Here is a 19,035-nt window from a genome sequence, read left to right as displayed (position 1 = left end):
ACCACACGAATCCAGAGGTTTTAAAAGCCCCGTAGCCGCTACCGGAGGCTGCGATAGGTCTGCAGGTCCTCCGGCCACTCGCGTCCGTCACGACCTGACGGTCGATCGCAGCCTTCGGCAGCGGCTACCAAAAGCGGTTCGCCAAACGGGCAATGACCTGCTCAGGACACCGGCCTATAATGCCGGCCTTTCCGTTCCCCCTTGCCCGCTTCCGGAGCCCGCATGACCCAGGATCAACTCAAACAGGCCGTGGCCCAGGCTGCCGTCGACCTCATCCTCCCGAAACTCGGTGACAAGAGCATCGTCGGGGTCGGCACCGGCTCTACCGCCAACTGCTTCATCGACGCCCTGGCCCAGCACAAGGCCGCCTTCGACGGCGCGGTCGCCAGCTCCGAAGCCACCGCGGCGCGCCTCAAGGGCCACGGCATCCCGGTGTACGAACTGAACACCGTCAGCGACCTGGAGTTCTACATCGACGGCGCCGACGAAAGCGACGAACACCTGAACCTGATCAAGGGCGGCGGCGCGGCCCTGACCCGCGAGAAAATCGTCGCGGCGGTAGCCAAGACCTTTATCTGCATCGCCGACGCCAGCAAGCTGGTGCCGGTGCTGGGCGCCTTCCCACTGCCGGTGGAAGTGATCCCCATGGCCCGCAGCCATGTGGCCCGCGAGCTGGTGAAGCTCGGTGGCGACCCGGTCTACCGCGAAGGCGTGATCACCGACAACGGCAACATCATTCTTGACGTGCACAACATGCAGATCACCAATCCGGTGGAGCTGGAAGCGCAGATCAACGCGATTGTCGGCGTGGTCACCAACGGCCTGTTCGCCGCCCGCCCGGCCGACGTGCTGCTGCTGGGCACCCGCGAAGGCGTGAAGACCCTCACCGCCTGATGCCGCCGATTTCGCCCCTGCCGCAAAGGCGGGGGCGAAAGCTCTCCCATCCAGCCCCCGCCCTGCCCTCCCGCACCAACCTCGCCACTACTGCTACTTTTCGCTGCATTTAGCCGCAGAAATATCCGGATTCGCGCACCAGGTCTCAGTGCGGCCCAGGACTTCCGGTATCAAATCCGTTACAAATTAGCGCCAGGCGACGTTCGGTTTAAGCAATGCGTCAATACAAGGTCGCCCAGGGAATGAGGCGCGCATTGTGCAACTGCCCCCGTTTTTTCATCCCTCAAGGAAGATCACCGTGCTCAAGCCCCTCACGCTTGCCGTCAGTCTCGCCAGCGTTCTGCTGTCCACCCAGGCCTTCGCCTATGAATACGGCGAACACGCCGCCACCACCCTCGACAAACTGATCAACGACTACCCCGGCCGCTACCGTGGCACCGCCAACTTCGCCGGTGCCGCCGACTGGATGCAGAGCCAGATGGGCAGCGCCTACGGCATCAGCCGCCAGGACTTTTCCTGGACCGCCGGCGGCAACAGCCGCACCTCGCAAAACGTGGTGGCCTACGCCGCCGGGACCAAGCCGCAATACGTGGTGGTCGGCGCGCACTTCGATACCTATTTCGGCCGCCCGACCCTGCAAGGTCTGGACGACAACGGCTCCGGCGCCAGCGTGCTGACCGAAATCGCCCGCAACCTCGGCGGGCTGCAGCTGGAAAACGGCTTGCAGGTGGTCGGCTTCGGCGCTGAAGAGGAAGGCCTGCGTGGTTCCAGGGCGTTCGTCGACGCCCTCAGCGCCAGCCAGCGCGCCAACATGCTGGCCATGATCAACCTCGACAGCCTGATCACCGGCGACATGATGTATACCCACGCCGGACAGAACAGCAGCGCCAACCCGGCCCTGGCCTCGTTGCGCGAACATACCCTGCAGATCGCCAGGGAACTGCAGATCAATCTGTTCACCAACCCCGGCCTCGACCCGGCATACCCCGCAGGCACCGGCTGCTGCAGCGACGGCGAAGCCTTCGAAGGGCTGAACATCCCGATTCTCTACATCGAGGCCACCAATTGGGAAATCGGCGACCTGGACGGCTACACCCAGACCACCAACCCGGCCATCCCTGGCGGCTCCACCTGGCACGATCCCGCCGAGGACAATAAGGCGGTGCTGACCAACGCCTTCGGCCAGGAACGCATCGACCAGCGCCTGCGCGATTACTCGCGCCTGCTCAGCCGCCTGGTCCTGGAGCTGACCAATGCCGACCTGCTGGCCTCCACCGCTTCCGGCGGCGCCGTGGCGCGCAACCAGCAGGATCATCTGCAACGCCAGCATCAGGCCATGGTCCGGCTGCACGACCGGCGCTGGCTGACCTTGCAGGCGATGGGACGGGAAGTCGGCAGTTTCGATGGTGAGATCGGCATCGACGGCGAATACAGCCCCGACAGCGGTTTCGACAGCGCGCCCAATCCCGAGGCGCGTCGGCTGGGGGTGCATGCCTTGGGCGACTACCAGCTCAATTCGAGCCTGAACGTCGGCGCCAGCCTCAACTACCAGAACGGTCGCGACAAGCTCGAACACCGCGGCAAGCTCGACAGCGACACCTGGCAGGCGGCGGTCTACGCCTTGCTCAACGATGGCGGCCCGCAATGGCTGGCCGGCGACCTGAGCGTCGGTCGCACCCGCTTCGAATCCAAGCGCAACCTGGTGATCCAGGCCAACGGCGGCCCGGTGCTGCTGAACCAGAAACTGACGGGCGATACCGACGCCCTGACCCTGGGCGCCCGCGTGCTCGGCGGTTATGACCTGGACTTCGGTGCGATCAAGAGCGGCCCCTTCGCCGGCCTGGATTACACCCACTACCGCATCGACCGCTTCCACGAGAAGCAGGACCTGCGCACGGCGCTGAGTTATGAGGAGCAGTCATTCGATTCGCTGGAAGCCAGCCTCGGCTGGCGTGTTCGCGGTGCCGTGGCCCTGCCTTACGGCATGAGCTTGCTGCCTTATGGCGACCTGGCCTGGGTCAAGGAGTTGGCGGATGGCCGCCTGGACGGCCTGGACCTGACCAGCCGCGCCGATGGTCAAGTGCGCGTGGCTCGCCTGGGCGGCGTGGACAAGAGCTTCGGCCGCGCCCAGCTCGGCAGCCAGCTGGCGATCACACCGCAGCTGGGGCTGTACGCCGAGGTCAACGGCCGGATCGGTCATGCCGAAGGCAGCCAGACCGGCTACTCCCTCGGCGTGCAGTGGCAGTTTTGAACGCACTTGGGTAGCCGCTGGCGAACCTGCGAGCCTGCGTACGAGGTGGGCGGTATTGCGACGCAGTCCTCGCAGGTTCGGGGGTATACGAATTGCCGGAACAGAAAGGTCGCCTGGTTTTACGGCCGCTGCGCGCCCGGGCGCAGCCTCGCGGGCTCGGCAGCGGCTACAGGGCTACGGGGTTACGGGGTTACGGGGTTACGGGGTTACGGGGTTACGGGGCGGGTTTCTTGAAGACGTAGAACAGGTTCGGCTCACTGACCAGGTACAGGGTGCCGTCGTCGTCCATGGCAATGCCTTCGGCCTGCGGCACCGTGGCCTGCAAGCCTTGCCGGCCCTTGCGCAGCGACATGGTGCTCAGGGGCCGGCCATCCACGTCCAGCTCCAGCACCAGCCACGACTCATCCGACAGCGCCAGCAGATGCCCGGTGCGCTCGTCGTATTGCAGGCTGGACAGGTCACGCACGAACAACCCGGCATCGCGCTTGGGGTTGTTGACCACATGCACCGCGTAGGATTTCTCCGGGTCGTAATGCGGGAAACCCTTGACCTCGTAGATCAGCATCGGGTCGCGTTCCTTGGCGACGAACAGGCGCTTGCCCACCGAATCGTAGGCCAGGCCCTCGAAGCCCTTGTTGCCGCTCATGTGCACACCCAGGGTCATCTGCTCGGCGTCCGCCGCGTCGAGGAACACCGTGTCCTCCTCCAGATGGATCTTGATCAGCCGCTGCTGGCGCTCGTCGGTGATCACATAGGTGTCGGCGCTGATGAACTCGACCGCTTCCGGGTCGCCAAACCCGGTCAGGGCGATGCGCCGCAGGATGCGCCCGTCGAGCGACAGCTCGATCAGCTCGGCATTCTTGTTGGTCACGGTGAACAGGCTTTTGCGCACCGGGTCGTAGGTCAGCGCCGAGACGTCATCCAGGCCTTCGATCTTTTGTGCTTCGAGAGTCACCCGATAGCCATCAAGGCCAATGGCGTCGGTGTTGGCCGGCTGCGACATGACCCGCCAGTTGAACCACAGGCGCTCGAAATAGCGGTGGTGCTGCCCGGCAATGCCCAGCAGCACCAGCACGATAAAACACAGGAGGAGGAACAGCGGTTTGGGATAGGCGAGTCGACGCATGCTGGCAAGCTCAAATACAAATCAGGCGGATGAAATATCACAGCCGGATGAATTTAAACTTAATCGCAGCGGGCGTATGCCGGATTATGGCCTTTTGCCGCCAGAAACCTCTGAATCAGTGCTTCTCAAAGCGATAGAACAGGTTGGGTTCGCTGACCATGTACAGGTTGCCCTGCTCATCCATGGCCACGCCCTCGGCCCGCGGAATGGTGTCTTTGAGGCCATTGAAACCGCCCAGCAAGGTCATGAAGCTGACCTGCTCGCCGGTTTCGTCCAGCTCCAGCAACATGTGCGAATCGGCGGACAGCACCAGGGTATGACCGGTGCGAGGGTCAATGCTCAGGGCGGACAGGTTGCGCAGGTCCAGCTCATCGCTTTCCAGTTTCTGCTTGTCACCCTTGAGGGTCTGGCTGCCGTCGCTGTTCCAGGTGAACAGTGCCGGCGGACGCTCCTCGCCCAGCAGTAGCTGCTGCTTGCGTGCATCCCAGGCCACGGCCTCGAATGCCTTGTTCTGGTCCTGCGAAGGCCCCAGGTCGTATTTCGGGAAGTCGGAAATATTCAGCTCGCGGGTATTGGCATCCACCTTGACGATGGTCAGCAGGTGATCGCGCTCGTCGACAATCCCCAGCAGGCCGTTCCCCATGACCGTCACCCCCTCCGGGTTGCTCCAGCCCACCAGCGGCATCTTGCGCAGCACATCGCCCTGCAGGTTCAACTCGACCAGGAACGGGTTCTTGCCCATCACCGAAAACAGGGTCTTGGTCTGCGGGTTGTAGGCCAGGTCGGAGGCCTCGTCCTTCTCCATGCCCGGCAGTACCTTGGCGTCGATGACCGCGCGGTAATCCGGCAGCCAGACACTTTCCTGGCGCTCGGCCGGGGTTTCGAAACGCTCCAGCACCCAGAGCAGGCCACGGTCGTCCCAGTGCATGGCGATCGCGACGCCATACATCACCACGCCTGACAGCAGCAGCCAGGAATACCAGCGCATGGCGAACAATCCGCGGCGGCGAACAGTGTGAAGCTCGGGGGTGTGAGGCACGGACATGGGACGCGTTCCAGAAAACCAGCTATGGGTAATAGCACATCGGGGCAGACTCAGACGTCTGTAATCGGAAAATTATCCAGAACGGATGTGAAAAAAACGGCAAAAGGTCGGAAATGCCCCAGCGCCGGTACTTTCGCTGAAGAGGCCCGCCCATTGCAGGCGGGCCTCGCGTCGAAAACCGCTGGATCAGCTAACGCGACTCTCGAAGCGGCTGACGCCCGGCAGTTCCAGCACCAGCTCGTCGCCCACGTTCAGCGGACCAACGCCCACCGGCGTACCGGTCAGGATCACGTCGCCCGCCTGCAGGGAGAAGCAGCCGGCCATGTACTGGATCATCGGTACGATCGGGTTGAGCATGATGCTGCTGTTGCCGTCCTGGCGGACCTCGCCGTTGATGGTCAGGCGAATATTGATGTCGGTCAGGTCCGGGAATGTACTGCCGACCACAAAGGGCGCCAGCACGCAGGCGCCGTCGAAGCACTTGGAGATTTCCCACGGCAGCCCCTTGGCCTTGAGCTCGGCCTGCTTGTCGCGCAGGGTCAGGTCCAGGGCCGGGGCGAAACCGGAGATGGCATCCAGCACTTCTTCGCGGCTGGGCTGGGTCGACAGCGGCTTGCCGATCAATACCGCGATTTCCGCCTCGTAATGCACAGAGCCACGCTCGGTGGGGATGGCAAAACCGCCTTCCAGCGGCACCACACAACTGCCCGGCTTGATAAACAGCAGCGGCTCGCTCGGCACCGGATTGTCCAGTTCCTTGGCGTGCTCGGCATAGTTGCGCCCGATGCACACGATCTTGCCGACCGGGAAATGAATACGGGTACCGTCGACATACTGGTGCTGATAGCTCATTACCGACTCCTGCTCGTTTGGTTCATCAGGTACCGCTGCTTGAGTGACCCTGAGGTCAAACAGCGAAAATCTTGCCCGGGTTCATGATGCCGTTCGGGTCGAACACCGCCTTGACCGCCTTCATGTAGTCGATTTCCACCGGCGAACGGCTGTAGGTCAGGTAATCGCGCTTGGTCATGCCCACCCCGTGCTCGGCGGAAATCGAGCCGTTGTACTTCTCGACAGTCTCGAACACCCACTTGTTGACGGTGGCGCACTTGGCGAAGAACTCGTCCTTGCTCAGGTCGTCCGGCTTGAGGATGTTCAGGTGCAGGTTGCCGTCACCGATATGGCCATACCAGACCACTTCGAAGTCCGGGTAGTTTTGCGCGACGATCGCGTCAATATCCTTCAGGAAAGCCGGCACCTTCGACACCGTGACCGAAATGTCGTTCTTGTACGGGGTCCAGTGCGAGATGGTCTCGGAGATGTACTCGCGCAATTTCCACAGGTTCTGCAGTTGCTGCTCGCTCTGGCTCATCACGCCATCCAGCACCCAGCCCTGCTCCACGCAATGCTCGAAGGTGGCCAGGGCGTCGTTGGCCACGTCCTCGTTGCTGGCTTCGAACTCCAGCAGCACATAGAACGGGCAGTCGGTCTCGAACGGCGCCGGGACGTCGCCGCGGCCGAGGATCTTGGCCAGGGCCTTGTCGGAGAAGAACTCGAAGGCGGTCAGGTCGAGCTTGCCCTGGAAGGCATGCAGCACCGGCATGATCGAGTCGAAATCCGGCGTACCGAGCACCATCGCCGTGAGGTTGTTCGGCGCGCGTTCCAGGCGCATGGTGGCCTCGACCACGAAGCCCAGGGTGCCCTCGGCGCCGATGAACAGCTGGCGCAGGTCATAGCCGGTGGCGTTCTTGACCAGGTCCTTGTTCAACTCCAGCAGGTCGCCCTTGCCAGTGACCACTTTCAGGCCGGCCACCCAGTTGCGGGTCATGCCGTAGCGAATCACCTTGATCCCGCCGGCATTGGTGCTGATATTGCCGCCAATCTGGCTGGAACCGGCGGAAGCGAAGTCCACCGGGTAATACAGGCCGCTTTCTTCGGCGCGGTTCTGCAACTGCTCGGTCACCACGCCCGGCTGGCAGACCGCGGTGCGGTCGGTCAGGTTCAGGTCGAGGATCTGGTTCATGTAGTCGAAAGACACCACCACTTCGCCATTGGCCGCCACGGCGGCGGCCGACAGGCCGGTGCGGCCGCCGGACGGCACCAGCGCGACCTGGTGCCGGTTGGCCCAGCGCACGATGGCCTGGACCTGCTCGATGGTCTTGGGAAAGACGATGGCGCTCGGCGCCGGGGCGAAGTGTTTGGTCCAATCCTTGCCGTAAGCATTCAGGGAGTCGGCATCGGTCAGGACCTTGCCAGCCTCGACCAGGGTCTTCAGCTCATCAATCAGCGCAGGATTGGTCATCGACAGAACTCTCGAACAATTCATGGTCATCCTGAGAACGCTTCACGTCGCAGGAACGAGTGTTTCGCGGGGTCCGTATGCTAGCATACGACCCCCCGCAGAATAGTGCCGAAGGGCGTTCTGCGGCGACGGCTTTCCTGCCGTCCGGGTCAGCATCTGTTGACCATTTCCTGCCATTTTTCTCCGGGACACAGGTTTACGCAGATGAGCAAGACTTCTCTCGATAAGAGCAAGATCAAGTTCCTTCTTCTCGAAGGCGTCCACCAATCGGCTGTCGACGTCCTCAAGGCCGCGGGCTACACCAGTATCGAGTACCTCACCGGTTCTCTGCCGGAAGCCCAGCTGAAGGAAAAGATCGCCGATGCGCACTTCATCGGCATTCGCTCCCGCACCCAGCTGACTGAAGAAATCTTCGATCACGCGAAGAAGCTCGTCGCTGTTGGCTGCTTCTGCATCGGCACCAACCAGGTCGACCTCGACGCGGCTCGCGAGCGCGGTATCGCGGTGTTCAACGCACCGTACTCCAACACCCGTTCCGTAGCCGAACTGGTGCTGGCCGAAGCGATCCTGCTGCTGCGCGGTATCCCGGAGAAGAACGCCTCCTGCCACCGTGGCGGCTGGATCAAGAGCGCGGCCAACTCCTTCGAGATCCGTGGCAAGAAGCTGGGCATCGTCGGCTACGGCTCGATCGGCACCCAACTGTCGGTCCTGGCCGAAGGCCTGGGCATGCAGGTGTTCTTCTACGACACCGTGACCAAGCTGCCGCTGGGTAACGCCACTCAGGTCGGCAACCTGCACGAGCTGCTGGGCATGTCCGACATCGTCACCCTGCACGTTCCGGAAACCGCTGCCACCCAGTGGATGATCGGCGAGAAGGAAATCCGCGCCATCAAGAAAGGCGGCATCCTGATCAACGCCGCCCGCGGCACCGTGGTCGAGCTGGACCACCTGGCCGCAGCGATCAAGGACAAGCACCTGATCGGCGCCGCCATCGACGTGTTCCCGGTGGAGCCACGCTCCAACGACGAAGAGTTCGAAAGCCCGCTGCGTGGCCTGGACAACGTGATCCTGACCCCGCACATCGGCGGCTCGACCGCCGAAGCCCAGGCCAACATCGGCCTGGAAGTGGCGGAGAAGCTGGTCAAGTACAGCGACAACGGTACTTCGGTATCGTCCGTGAACTTCCCGGAAGTGGCCCTGCCGGCTCACCCTGGCAAGCACCGCCTGCTGCACATCCACGAGAACATCCCGGGTGTGATGAGCGAGATCAACAAGGTCTTCGCCGAAAACGGCATCAACATCTCCGGTCAGTTCCTGCAGACCAACGAGAAGGTGGGCTACGTGGTGATCGATGTCGACGCCGAATACTCGGAGCTGGCGCAAGAGAAGCTGCAACACGTCAACGGCACCATCCGCAGCCGCGTGTTGTTCTAAGCACTCGCTGGCAATAAAAAGGGAGGCCCTGGGGCCTCCCTTTTTGTTTACAGGCAGTTTTTACCGTCTGCGCTTACTTGACGGTGATGGTGATCTTTTCCGAAACGATTGGCGGGTCGAACGGCACGTGGTTCTTGTCGCCCAGCTCCAGCTGCAGGGTGTGCTTGCCCGGGGCCAGGGTCAGCTCGGTTTCGGTCTGGGCCTTGCCGAAGTGGATATGCTGGGCGTCGGCCGGGATCGGCATGTTTTCGGCTGGCAGCTTGTCGACGTCGACCAGCAGATGGTGGTGCCCGGTGTGCGGAGTCTGGTCGCCGGCGGGCGCCAGGGAGATGTCGCTGACGCCGAACTTGACCTTGAAGGTCTTGGCCACGGTATCGCCATTGACCGGGGTGACGATAAATACAGAAGCGCCTTCCGGCGCCTTGGTGCGAGGAATATCCGCCGCACAAGCCAGCATCGAGGCCCCCAGCATCAGGCCGGCCAATGCAGCACGAGATATAAAGGTTTTCATTCTACTCTCCAGTTTTTCCGCAAAATCGGTACGGTTATGACAACTTCGTGGCATATCGTTGTCGAAGGGCAATCAACACCATAGCAAAGCGAGCCTGAACAGCGCATCGCACATATAAATTCAAGGAGTGACCATGCGTTTCCTGCCTGGCCTGATACTTTTGCTACCTCTTGTGAGCACTTACGCTCAAGCCGAACTGATCGACGATGTGAACGATCGCGGGGAACTGCGTATCGCGCTGGAAGCCAACACCCCGCCCTTCAACTTCAAGGACGACGGCAAACTCACCGGTTTCGAAGTCGAGCTGGGCCAACTGCTCGCCCGGGAACTGGATGTGCGGGCGGACTTCGTGGTCGCCGACGCTGCCGACCTGCTACCTGGCGTCGAAAGCGGCCGCTACGACATCGCCATCAATCACGTAGCAATGACCCCGGAACTCAAGGATCGTTTCGACTTCAGCGAACCTTACAGTTATTCCAGCGCACAATTGATCGTACGCAAGGAAGAACAGCGCGCGCTGGGCAGCCTGCAGGCGCTCCAGGGCCAGGCCCTCGGCGTGGCCCAGGGCAGCCAGTTCGCCGAGCAGGCACGCACCGTTGAAGGCATCGACCTGCGTAGCTACCCGAACGCCCAGCAACCCATCAAGGATGTGGCCGACAAGCAGCTCGACGCCGCCATCAGCGACCGCCTGCTGATCCCCTACGCCATTCGCGACAGCCGCTTGCCGGTGAAGGAAGGCGCCAAGGTCGGGCCGACCCTGAGCCTGGCGATCCCGTTCCAGAAAGGTAACCCGGCGTTCCAGGCGAGTCTCGACGGCGCGCTGCAGCGCATCAAGGCCGATGGCCGGCTGATGGCGTTGTCGGAAAAATGGTTCGGCATGGATGCGAGCAAGCCGCCCAAGCCTTGATGTGGTAGTCGCTGCCGCAGGCTGCAGCCGCGGAAAACTTGATATCGCAGAGCTCCTGCGGAGCTTTCGCAGCCTGCGGCAGCGGCTACAGGGGCTAGAGCGCCGCCAGGGCCGCGGCGGCCTCGGCCAGCTCCAGCTCGCTGAACACTTGCACCCCGGCGCGCTTGAGCAAGGCGGCGGTGACGCCCTCGCCGCTGACCTTGACCCCGCGGAAGCTGCCGTCATAGGTCAGCAGATTGCCGCAGGACGGGCTGTTGGCCTTGAGCACGGCGATGCGAATCCCGTGTTCGCGTACCAGCTCCAGCGCCTGCCGAGCGCCGCTGAGGAACTCGGCGCTGACATCCTCGCCCTCGGTAGTAATGACCTGCGCCAGGCCATCGAGCACTTCACCGCCCTGCCCGCCGGGTATTTCCGCAGCCGCCCGTGGCGTCGGCAAGCCGCCGGCGACTTCCGGGCACAACGCAACCACCCGGCCCTCGGCCTGCCAGCTCGCCAGTTGATCGAACGGCCCGCTGGCGCCACCGTCGTAACGCACGCGGTGGCCCAACAGGCAGCGACTGACCAGTATCTTGTGCATGATCAGAACGGCTCGTTGCCACGCCGGCGGAACCAGCCCGTCAAGGACAGGCGCTCCCGGGTCGCGGGCAGGACTTCGTGGGGCACCTCGCCGGAGAGGAACACCACCAACCGGCCGCCGGCGGGATCCACGTCGTATTCCGTCTCACCATCGAAGTACATGCGCAGTTGCCCGCCCTGCTCCGGCAGCCATTCCTGGTTGAGGTAGATCACCGCCGACACCATGCGCCGGTCATCGTCGCGGAAACGGTCGACGTGCTTGAGGTAGAACGCCCCTGGCGGGTACAGCGCGAAGTGGCTTTCGAAGTCTTCCAGGCCGAGGAACAACCCACGGTTCAGCGCCTCGCGCAGGCTGTCCATCAAGCCCAGGTAGGTATCGCAGCAGTCGGCCTGGCCGGGCTCAAGCCACTGGATGTGATCGCCACGGATCCCCTCGCGAATCTCCTGCGCCGGGCCACGGCCAACCGCCGCTGGCGCCAGCTCGCCTTCGGCCGCGCGCTTACGGCACTCGGCCGCCAGCTCCAGGGTCAGGGCTTCTGGCAGGAAGATGTTCTGCTGCGACCAGCCACGGGTGGCCAGGTCATCGACAATGCGTAACAGCAGGGGGTGATCAGAGGGTATTTGCATGGCGCGCATAGTATCCACACCCAGATGAATCCGACAGATCCGCGAGAGAATTCTGACCAAGCAGCCTGGCGCTGCTTCTGTTCGTCGTTCGATCGGACAGTTTGCGTACTGAACCTGATACGAATTCTCGACAACCATCGCCTCGCCCCGGAGAATAGTGGGCTGCCGACAGGAGTCCTTATGCGCCGTTTGCTTTTTTCACTGTTGATGTTCTGTGTGTTGCCCGCCTGGGCAGACGGCCACGACCAGTTGTACAAGGTCGCCGGCTGGCCGGAACAACGCGCGCATTTCAACGATGCTCTTACCGCCGCCCAGCAGCGTTACCAGAATAGCTTGCCGCCAGCGGTCTATCAGGCCCTGGTCAACAACAGCAACCAGCGCTTCGCGCCGCAGGCCATGGACCGCCGCGCCCAGGCGCAGTTGCGGCAGAACCTCGCCGACCCGAAACCGGCCCTGGCGTTTTTCCAGTCGCCGCTGGGGCGCAAGATCGTTGCCGCCGAACTGCTGGCAACCCGCCGCGACCAGTTGGCGAAAAACGCCCAGGGCCTGCCGAAGATGCAGGCCAGCGATACCCGTCAGCTGATCATCGGCCACCTGGCCCAGGCGCTGCCGGCCCGTGAAGCCGGCGCCGAAGTCAGCCTGGCGATCGCTGGCGTGGCTGCCGACAGCCTGAGCCAGATGATCCCCGGCCTGCTGGGTGCCGGCCAGGCGCAGAACATGCTCAACGGCCAGCGCCAGCGGCTGATGGCGCAGATCGGCAACGACCTGAACAACACCCTGCTGTACGTCTATCGCGACCTGTCCGACCCCGAGCTGGAAGAGTTCGCCAACTTCGCCGAGTCCGCCGAAGGCAAGGCCTACTACCAGGCCGCCCTCGCCGCGATCCGCGCCGGGCTGGCCGTCGGCCAGAGCACTTCCAGCCTCACGCCCTAAACACCTCTTGTAGCCGCTGCCGCAGGCTGCGATCGACCGGTACGGTCGTGACGATCTTTCGACCACTGAGGTCCTGCGGACCTGTCGCAGCCTTCGGCAGCGGCTACAGGTGCGTGAATACCTTCAAAGATGCTGGTTCAGGAAGGCGAAGTATTCCTGGCGAATGCGCGCCGCCTCGTTCGCCAGGTGATGCCGCGCCTCGGGCAGCATCAGCACCTGGGGCTGCTGGAACTTCTGCCGGATCACCTGCAGGTTGTGCTGCCAATCCACTGTCATGTCCGCCTGCCCCTGAACGATCAGCGGCTGCCGGCTGCTGCGCGGGGCCAGTTCGATGCGCTTGATCCACTGCGCCAGCGCGCCGACCCAGGCGGTCGGCAGGCGCAGGGGTTGCAACGGGTCGCGCTGCAGGAACGGCAGGAAATCGGGGTCGGTGGAGTTCTCGCTGAAGCGCCGGGCGATGCCTTTGACGAAAGGCCGGAGCATGTAATAGCTGAGCTTCGACCAGCCCCAGGCGCGCGGGCGCACCAGCGGCGAGAGCAGGATCACCTGGCCCTGGGCCGGGCTCTGCGTGCCCTGGTTGAGCAGATGGTCGATCACGATCGCCCCGCCCGTGCTTTGCCCGCACAGGTGCCAGGGCTGGGGCAGATCGAGGGAGCGGGCTTCGTCGAACAGGCCTTGCAGCACCGCCTGGTACACCGCGAAATCATCGATGCTGGCGCGCTCGCCGCTGGACAGGCCGTGGCCCGGCAAGTCGCAGGCAATCACCGCCCACTGCCGCTGCAGCGCCCACTCGATCACATGCCGGTACAAGCCCATGTGATCGTAGAAACCGTGCAACAGAAACAAGGTCGCCACCGGCTGCTCGGGCCACCAGACCTGGCCAACCACCTCAAAACCACCAACCGCGAAACGCCCCAGCCCACGCTTGACCGGCAGATCCAGCCCATAGAAACGCTGATAGGCCTGCGCCTGGGCCGAGAGCGGTTGCGCCTCGGCCAGGGGCCGCAGGCTGGCGCGCAGAAGGTCGGGGTCGAAGGTCGCAGGCATAAGGGTTTTCCCAGGGTGGCGCGGAACGCGAAACAGGCTTTATCGGCCTGCGATATTCATCTGTCGGGGCAAGCATGGCAAGCTACGCGACCTTCGAGGAATGATCCGTATGCGTCTGCCCTACCGCACGACCCTGCTTGCCAGCCTGCTCGCCCTCCTGTGCGCCGGGGTGCTGTGGGTCGCCTACGACTGGTTCCAGGGACGTTTTCTGCGCACCTTCAGCGAACACACCGCGGTGTTTTCCGGCGACCCGCTGCAACTGCCGCCCGGGCTGGCTGGCGAAGGCGCCATCCGCCTGGTGCATTTCTGGGACCCGGCCTGCCCGTGCAATGTCGGCAACCAGCAGCACCTGGCCGAGTTGATCGAACACTACGGCCCGCAGGGCGTGGAGTTCTACTCGGTGCAGAAGGCCGGCAGCCACGGCCAGTTGCCCGCCACCCTGAGCCGCCTGAAAATCCTCGACGGCTTGCCCGGCTCGGAGCAGATCCCCGCCAGCCCGGCCGTGGCGATCTGGGACCGCAACGGCACCCTGGCCTACTTCGGCCCCTACAGCGAAGGCCTGACCTGCAATTCCAGCAACAGCTTTATCGAACCTATCCTCCAGGCCCTGCACGAAGGCCGCGCGGTCAGCGCCACCCACACCTTGGCGGTGGGCTGTTATTGTCCATGGCCGAAACAGACGGATTAAGGCATTCCTGACTTTTCGCAGACAACGGATGCCCGGCACAGAAGGCCTGTGCTAAATGTTTGCCTTCCCCACGGCAGGCAAATCGCAGAAAGAACAAGGAGTCGCCATGAAACGCAGCCTGACCGTACTCGTCGTCCTGATCCTCGCCCTTGCTGCCGGAGGGGGCTGGTACCTGTACAGCAAGCAGCCGTCGCGCCAGGGCCAGGTCGAACTGGAGCGCCTGCAGGGCTCGGTCACGGTGCGCTACGACGAACGCGGCGTGCCGCATATCCGCGCGGAAAACGAAACCGACCTGTACCGCGCGCTGGGTTATGTCCACGCCCAGGACCGGCTGTTCCAGATGGAAGTCATGCGGCGCCTGGCCCGCGGCGAGCTGGCCGAGATACTCGGCCCCAAACTGCTCGACACCGACAAACTGTTCCGCAGCCTGCGTATCCGCGAGCGCGCCGACAGCTACGTCGCCGGGCTGGATCGCCAGTCCCCTGCCTGGAAGGGCCTGCAAGCCTACCTGGACGGGGTCAACCAGTATCAGAACAGCCATCCGCAACCGATCGAATTTGATGTCCTGGGGATTCCCAAGCGTTCCTTCACTGCCGAAGACAGCATCAGCGTTGCTGGCTACATGGCCTACAGCTTCGCCGCGGCTTTCCGCACCGAACCGCTGCTGACCTACGTGCGCGACCAGCTCGGCAGCGACTACCTGAAAGTCTTCGACCTCGACTGGCAGCCCAAGGGCGCCCTGGCCAAGGGCCGCGGCCCGCTGGCGCCAAGCCTGGCCGCCAGCGACTGGCAGGACCTCGGTGCCATCGCCCGGCTGAGCGAACAGGCCCTGGCCGACGCCGGCCTGCCGCAATTCGAGGGCAGCAACGCCTGGGCGGTGTCCGGCAGCCGCACCAAGAGCGGCAAACCGTTGCTGGCCGGCGACCCGCACATCCGCTTCGCGGTGCCGTCGGTGTGGTACGAGGCCCAGCTGTCGGCACCGGGCTTCGAACTCTACGGTCATCACCAGGCGCTGGTGCCCTTCGCCTTTCTCGGCCACAACCTGGACTTCGGCTGGAGCCTGACCATGTTCCAGAACGACGATCTGGACCTGATCGCCGAGAAGGTCAACCCGAACAATGCCAACCAGGTCTGGTACCGCGGCAAGTGGGTCGACCTGGTCAACAGCGAGCAGCAGATCGCGGTGAAGGGCCAGCCGCCGGTCACCCAGATCCTGCGCCAGTCGCCCCACGGGCCTATCGTCAACGACGTGCTCGGGGCCAATGCCGGCAAGACGCCGATCGCCATGTGGTGGGCCTTCCTCGAAACGCCGAACCCGATCCTCGACGGCTTCTACCAGCTCAACCGCGCCGACACCCTGGCCAAGGCCCGCAGTGCCGCGTCCAAGGTCCAGGCGCCGGGCTTGAACATCGTCTGGGCCAACGCCAAGGGCGATATCGGCTGGTGGGCCGCGGCACTGTTGCCTAAACGCCCGATTGGCGCCAAGGGCACGTTCATCTTCGACGGCAGCACTTCGCTGGCGGACAAAGAGGGCTTCTACCCGTTCAGCGCCAACCCCCAGGAAGAAAACCCGGCGCGCGGCTATATCGTTTCGGCCAACTTCCAGCCGGTCTCGCCCACCGGCATGGAGATTCCTGGCTACTACAACCTCGCCGACCGTGGCCAGCAACTGGACCGCCAGCTCGGCGACAAGAGCGTGAAATGGGATATCGACGCCAGCCAGAAACTCCAGCTGGGCACCGCCACCGCCTATGGCCCGCGCCTGCTGGCACCGCTGCTGCCGGTCCTGCGCGAGGTGGTGAGCGACCCGCAGGAGCTCAAGCTGGTGGAGCAACTGGCGCAGTGGAAAGGCGACTACCCGCTGGACTCCACCAGCGCCACCCTGTTCAACCAGTTCCTGTTCAACCTCACCGACGCGGCCTTCCACGACGAGCTGGGGGACGCCTTCTTCGACACCCTGCTGTCCACCCGGGTGATCGACGCCGCGCTGCCACGCCTGGCCGCCTCCGCCGATTCGCCGTGGTGGGACAACCGCAACACCCTGGGCCAGGAAAGCCGCGCCGACACCGTCAGGGTCGCCTGGCGCGCCAGCCTCGCTCATCTCAAGGCGACCTTTGGCGAGGACTCGACGAAGTGGCTGTGGGGCCAGGCGCATACCCTGACCCACGGTCATCCGCTGGGCCTGCAGAAGCCCCTGGACCGGGTGTTCAACGTCGGCCCGTTCGCCGCACCCGGCACCCACGAAGTGCCGAACAATCAATCGGCCAAGATCGGCCCGGCGCCCTGGCCGGTGACCTATGGTCCGTCCACCCGGCGCCTGATCGACTTCGCCGATCCGGCCCACAGCCTGAGCGTCAACCCGGTCGGGCAAAGCGGCGTGCTGTTCGACAAGCACTATCAGGATCAGGCCGAGGCCTATATCGAAGGGGTGTACCAGCAGGCGCACTTCAACGAAGAAGAGGTCACGGCCAATACCCACAGCACCCTGAAGCTGTTGCCGGCGCGGACGGCGCAGTAACCCCCGTGGTGAACGACGCCTGACCCGCAGCAACCAGCTTGGCTGGCGATCCAGTCGACGCGGCACTCAAGTCCGGGGCCACCCGTGAAGAGATTGCCGCCACCCTGGCCACCGCCATCTCACTGAATGCCAGAACGGCCTATGTCTATTCACTGCACGCCCTGGCGGCATACGACTCGCTGAAGAGCCGAGGCGTTTTCTGCTGTAGCCGCTGCCGCAGGCTGCGATAGGTCCGAAGGACCTCGGCGACCTTGAGAGCGCTGCGACCGTTCCGGTCGATCGCAGCCTGCGGCAGCGGCTACCCCCGAAAACGACATCGCCCCTGAACAGGGGCGATGTCTTGTCGCGGTCAACGCCTTCCGGCTGTCGCGTATCAGGCCGCTTCCGGGGCCTGTGCGCGGCGCACGTCCGGCTGCTTCCAGGAATCGGCCGCGGCCTCTTCGATGGCTTGCTGGATGGCGCGCTTGCGGCGCTCTTCGGCCTGGCGGCTGAAGTACCAGACCAGGAAGGTCACCAGCGACACCGCCAGCAGGATCAGGCTGGCCACGGCGTTGATTTCCGGTTTCACCCCCAGGCGCACCGCCGAGAACACTTCCATCGGCAAGGTGGTGGAGCCCGGGCCGGAGACGAAGCTCGCCAGCACCAGGTCGTCCAGGGACAGGGCGAAGGACATCATGCCGCCCGCCGCCAGGGACGGCGCGATCATCGGGATGGTGATCAGGAAGAACACCTTCCACGGCCGCGCCCCCAGGTCCATGGCCGCCTCTTCGATGGACAGGTCCAGCTCGCGCAGACGCGCCGACACCACCACCGCCACATAGGCCGCGCAGAACGTGGTGTGGGCGATCCAGATGGTGACGATGCCACGCTCCTGCGGCCAGCCGATCATCTGTGCCATGGCCACGAACAGCAGCAACAGCGACAGGCCGGTGATCACTTCCGGCATCACCAGCGGCGCGGTGACCAGGCCGCCGAACAGCGTGCGGCCCTTGAAGTGGGTGATACGGGTCAGGACGAAGGCCGCCAGGGTACCCAGGGCTACCGCGGCGATCGCGGTGTAGCAGGCGATCTCCAGGGAGCGCACCACCGAGCCCATCAGTTGCGAGTTGTCCAGCAGGCCGACGTACCACTTCACCGACCAGCCGCCCCAGACCGTCACCAACTTGGAGGCGTTGAACGAGTAGATCACCAGGATCAGCATCGGCAGGTAGATGAACACCAGGCCCACTACCAGCATCAGGTTCGAGAAACTGAAGCGCTTCATTCCTTGCCCTCCATTTCTTTGGCCTGACTGCGGTTGAAGAGGATGATCGGCACAATCAGGATCGCCAGCATCACCACTGCCAGGGCCGATGCCACCGGCCAGTCACGGTTGTTGAAGAACTCTTGCCAGAGCACTTTACCGATCATCAGGGTTTCCGGACCGCCGAGCAGTTCCGGGATCACGAACTCGCCCACCACCGGGATGAACACCAGCATGCAGCCGGCGATGATGCCGTTCTTCGACAGCGGCACGGTGATTTTCCAGAAGCTGTTGAAAGTGCTCGAACCCAGGTCCGAAGCGGCTTCCAGCAGACTGGTATCGTGCTTCACCAGGTTGGCATAGAGCGGCAGGATCATGAACGGCAGGTACGAATAGACCACGCCGATATACACCGCCAGGTTGGTGTTGAGGATCTGCAGCGGCTCGTCGATCAAGCCCATGCTCATCAGGAAGCCGTTGAGCAGGCCGTTGTTGCTGAGGATGCCCATCCAGGCATAGACGCGGATCAGGATCGCGGTCCAGGTCGGCATCATGATCAGCAGCACCAGCACGGTCTGCAGCTCTTTGCGGGCGCTGGCGATGGCATAGGCCATCGGGTAGCCGATCAGCAGGCACAGCAGCGTGCTGAAGAACGCCATCTTCAGCGAGCCGAGGTAGGCGGCGATATACAGTTCGTCGTCGCCGAGCATCGCGTAGTTGCCCAGGTTGAGCAGCACCTGCAGCTTCTGGTCGATGAAGCTGTAGATCTCGGTGTACGGCGGAATGGCCACGTCCGCTTCGGCGAAGCTGATCTTCAGGACGATGAAGAACGGCAGCATGAAGAACAGGAACAGCCAGAGGAACGGAACCCCGATGACCATCTGGCGGCCACCGGGAATTATTCGATTGAGGCGGCGCTTGAGCTTTCGCATG

The 19,035-nt window shown here is 63.6% G+C and carries 17 protein-coding genes; 7 read left to right on the top strand and 10 right to left on the bottom strand.

Annotated features, from left to right (window positions below):
* The first annotated feature begins 222 nt into the window (after positions 1-222).
* Positions 223-894 (top strand): ribose-5-phosphate isomerase RpiA, encoded by a 672-nt coding sequence (gene rpiA / locus BM019_RS19220; protein WP_092419334.1) that lies wholly within the window; start codon positions 223-225, stop codon positions 892-894.
* A 298-nt stretch (positions 895-1,192) separates the two neighbouring features.
* A complete protein-coding gene (locus tag BM019_RS19215) occupies positions 1,193-3,145 on the top strand; it encodes an autotransporter domain-containing protein (RefSeq protein ID WP_092419331.1) in 1,953 nt (650 codons plus the stop codon).
* Positions 3,146-3,359: 214 nt separating this feature from the next.
* Here the strand turns inward: BM019_RS19215 and BM019_RS19210 are convergent, their stop codons facing one another.
* The 4 genes from BM019_RS19210 to BM019_RS19195 all read right to left on the bottom strand — a co-directional run bounded on the left by BM019_RS19210 (position 3,360) and on the right by BM019_RS19195 (position 7,618).
* Entirely contained in the window at positions 3,360-4,271 is a 912-nt protein-coding gene (locus BM019_RS19210; protein ID WP_053263023.1) for an SdiA-regulated domain-containing protein, read from the bottom strand.
* Between the two features lie 115 nt (positions 4,272-4,386).
* A complete protein-coding gene (locus BM019_RS19205) occupies positions 4,387-5,316 on the bottom strand; it encodes an SdiA-regulated domain-containing protein (protein WP_009046074.1) in 930 nt (309 codons plus the stop codon).
* 186 nt (positions 5,317-5,502) lie between these two features.
* The gene (locus BM019_RS19200; RefSeq protein ID WP_053263025.1) at positions 5,503-6,168 is read right to left on the bottom strand and encodes a fumarylacetoacetate hydrolase family protein; all 666 of its coding nucleotides are present in this window, start codon (positions 6,166-6,168) and stop codon (positions 5,503-5,505) included.
* 55 nt (positions 6,169-6,223) lie between these two features.
* Positions 6,224-7,618, bottom strand: coding sequence for an FAD-binding oxidoreductase (locus tag BM019_RS19195; protein WP_092419328.1), 1,395 nt, complete (start codon positions 7,616-7,618; stop codon positions 6,224-6,226).
* Between the two features lie 204 nt (positions 7,619-7,822).
* Between BM019_RS19195 and serA the strand changes: the two genes are divergently transcribed.
* Complete coding sequence (gene serA / locus BM019_RS19190) at positions 7,823-9,052, top strand: phosphoglycerate dehydrogenase (RefSeq protein WP_007932850.1); 1,230 nt, start codon at positions 7,823-7,825, stop codon at positions 9,050-9,052.
* A gap of 73 nt (positions 9,053-9,125) precedes the next feature.
* On the opposite strand, the gene BM019_RS19185 is transcribed toward serA, so the two are convergent.
* The gene (locus BM019_RS19185) at positions 9,126-9,563 is read right to left on the bottom strand and encodes a DUF4399 domain-containing protein (RefSeq protein ID WP_009046077.1); all 438 of its coding nucleotides are present in this window, start codon (positions 9,561-9,563) and stop codon (positions 9,126-9,128) included.
* A gap of 133 nt (positions 9,564-9,696) precedes the next feature.
* Here BM019_RS19185 and BM019_RS19180 point away from each other — a divergent pair, with 133 nt between their 5' ends.
* Positions 9,697-10,470: a transporter substrate-binding domain-containing protein gene (locus tag BM019_RS19180; protein WP_009046078.1), complete on the top strand. Its 774-nt coding sequence runs from the start codon at positions 9,697-9,699 to the stop codon at positions 10,468-10,470.
* A gap of 94 nt (positions 10,471-10,564) precedes the next feature.
* Here the strand turns inward: BM019_RS19180 and BM019_RS19175 are convergent, their stop codons facing one another.
* Both BM019_RS19175 and BM019_RS19170 read right to left on the bottom strand, forming a co-directional pair.
* Positions 10,565-11,047 carry a 2-thiouracil desulfurase family protein gene (locus tag BM019_RS19175; protein WP_092419325.1) on the bottom strand — a complete coding sequence of 161 codons (483 nt, stop codon included), beginning with the start codon at positions 11,045-11,047 and terminating at the stop codon, positions 10,565-10,567.
* Between the two features lie 2 nt (positions 11,048-11,049).
* The gene (locus BM019_RS19170) at positions 11,050-11,682 is read right to left on the bottom strand and encodes a 2OG-Fe(II) oxygenase (protein ID WP_009046080.1); all 633 of its coding nucleotides are present in this window, start codon (positions 11,680-11,682) and stop codon (positions 11,050-11,052) included.
* A gap of 171 nt (positions 11,683-11,853) precedes the next feature.
* Here BM019_RS19170 and BM019_RS19165 point away from each other — a divergent pair, with 171 nt between their 5' ends.
* Entirely contained in the window at positions 11,854-12,606 is a 753-nt protein-coding gene (locus BM019_RS19165; RefSeq protein WP_009046081.1) for a DUF2059 domain-containing protein, read from the top strand.
* A gap of 123 nt (positions 12,607-12,729) precedes the next feature.
* Here the strand turns inward: BM019_RS19165 and BM019_RS19160 are convergent, their stop codons facing one another.
* Positions 12,730-13,653: a phospholipase BipL gene (locus BM019_RS19160; RefSeq protein WP_092419322.1), complete on the bottom strand. Its 924-nt coding sequence runs from the start codon at positions 13,651-13,653 to the stop codon at positions 12,730-12,732.
* A 109-nt stretch (positions 13,654-13,762) separates the two neighbouring features.
* On the opposite strand from BM019_RS19160, the gene BM019_RS19155 reads away from it, so the two are divergent.
* Positions 13,763-14,341, top strand: a complete 579-nt coding sequence (locus BM019_RS19155; RefSeq protein ID WP_007932728.1) for a DUF6436 domain-containing protein — start codon at positions 13,763-13,765, stop codon at positions 14,339-14,341.
* Positions 14,342-14,447: 106 nt separating this feature from the next.
* The gene (locus BM019_RS19150; RefSeq protein WP_092419319.1) at positions 14,448-16,859 is read left to right on the top strand and encodes a penicillin acylase family protein; all 2,412 of its coding nucleotides are present in this window, start codon (positions 14,448-14,450) and stop codon (positions 16,857-16,859) included.
* Between the two features lie 373 nt (positions 16,860-17,232).
* Here the strand turns inward: BM019_RS19150 and BM019_RS19140 are convergent, their stop codons facing one another.
* Both BM019_RS19140 and BM019_RS19135 read right to left on the bottom strand, forming a co-directional pair.
* Positions 17,233-18,123 (bottom strand): ABC transporter permease subunit, encoded by an 891-nt coding sequence (locus BM019_RS19140; protein ID WP_009046085.1) that lies wholly within the window; start codon positions 18,121-18,123, stop codon positions 17,233-17,235.
* A complete protein-coding gene (locus BM019_RS19135; RefSeq protein ID WP_169916015.1) occupies positions 18,120-19,001 on the bottom strand; it encodes an ABC transporter permease subunit in 882 nt (293 codons plus the stop codon). The genes BM019_RS19140 and BM019_RS19135 overlap by 4 nt, the downstream gene beginning before the upstream one ends.
* Positions 19,002-19,035: the final 34 nt, after the last annotated feature.

The sequence above is a fragment of the Pseudomonas sp. NFPP07 genome, assembly GCF_900115645.1.
Lineage (GTDB): Bacteria > Pseudomonadota > Gammaproteobacteria > Pseudomonadales > Pseudomonadaceae > Aquipseudomonas > Aquipseudomonas chlororaphis.
The sequence above is the reverse complement of the archived record's forward strand: the minus strand, read 5'-3'. Positions and strand labels throughout refer to the sequence as shown.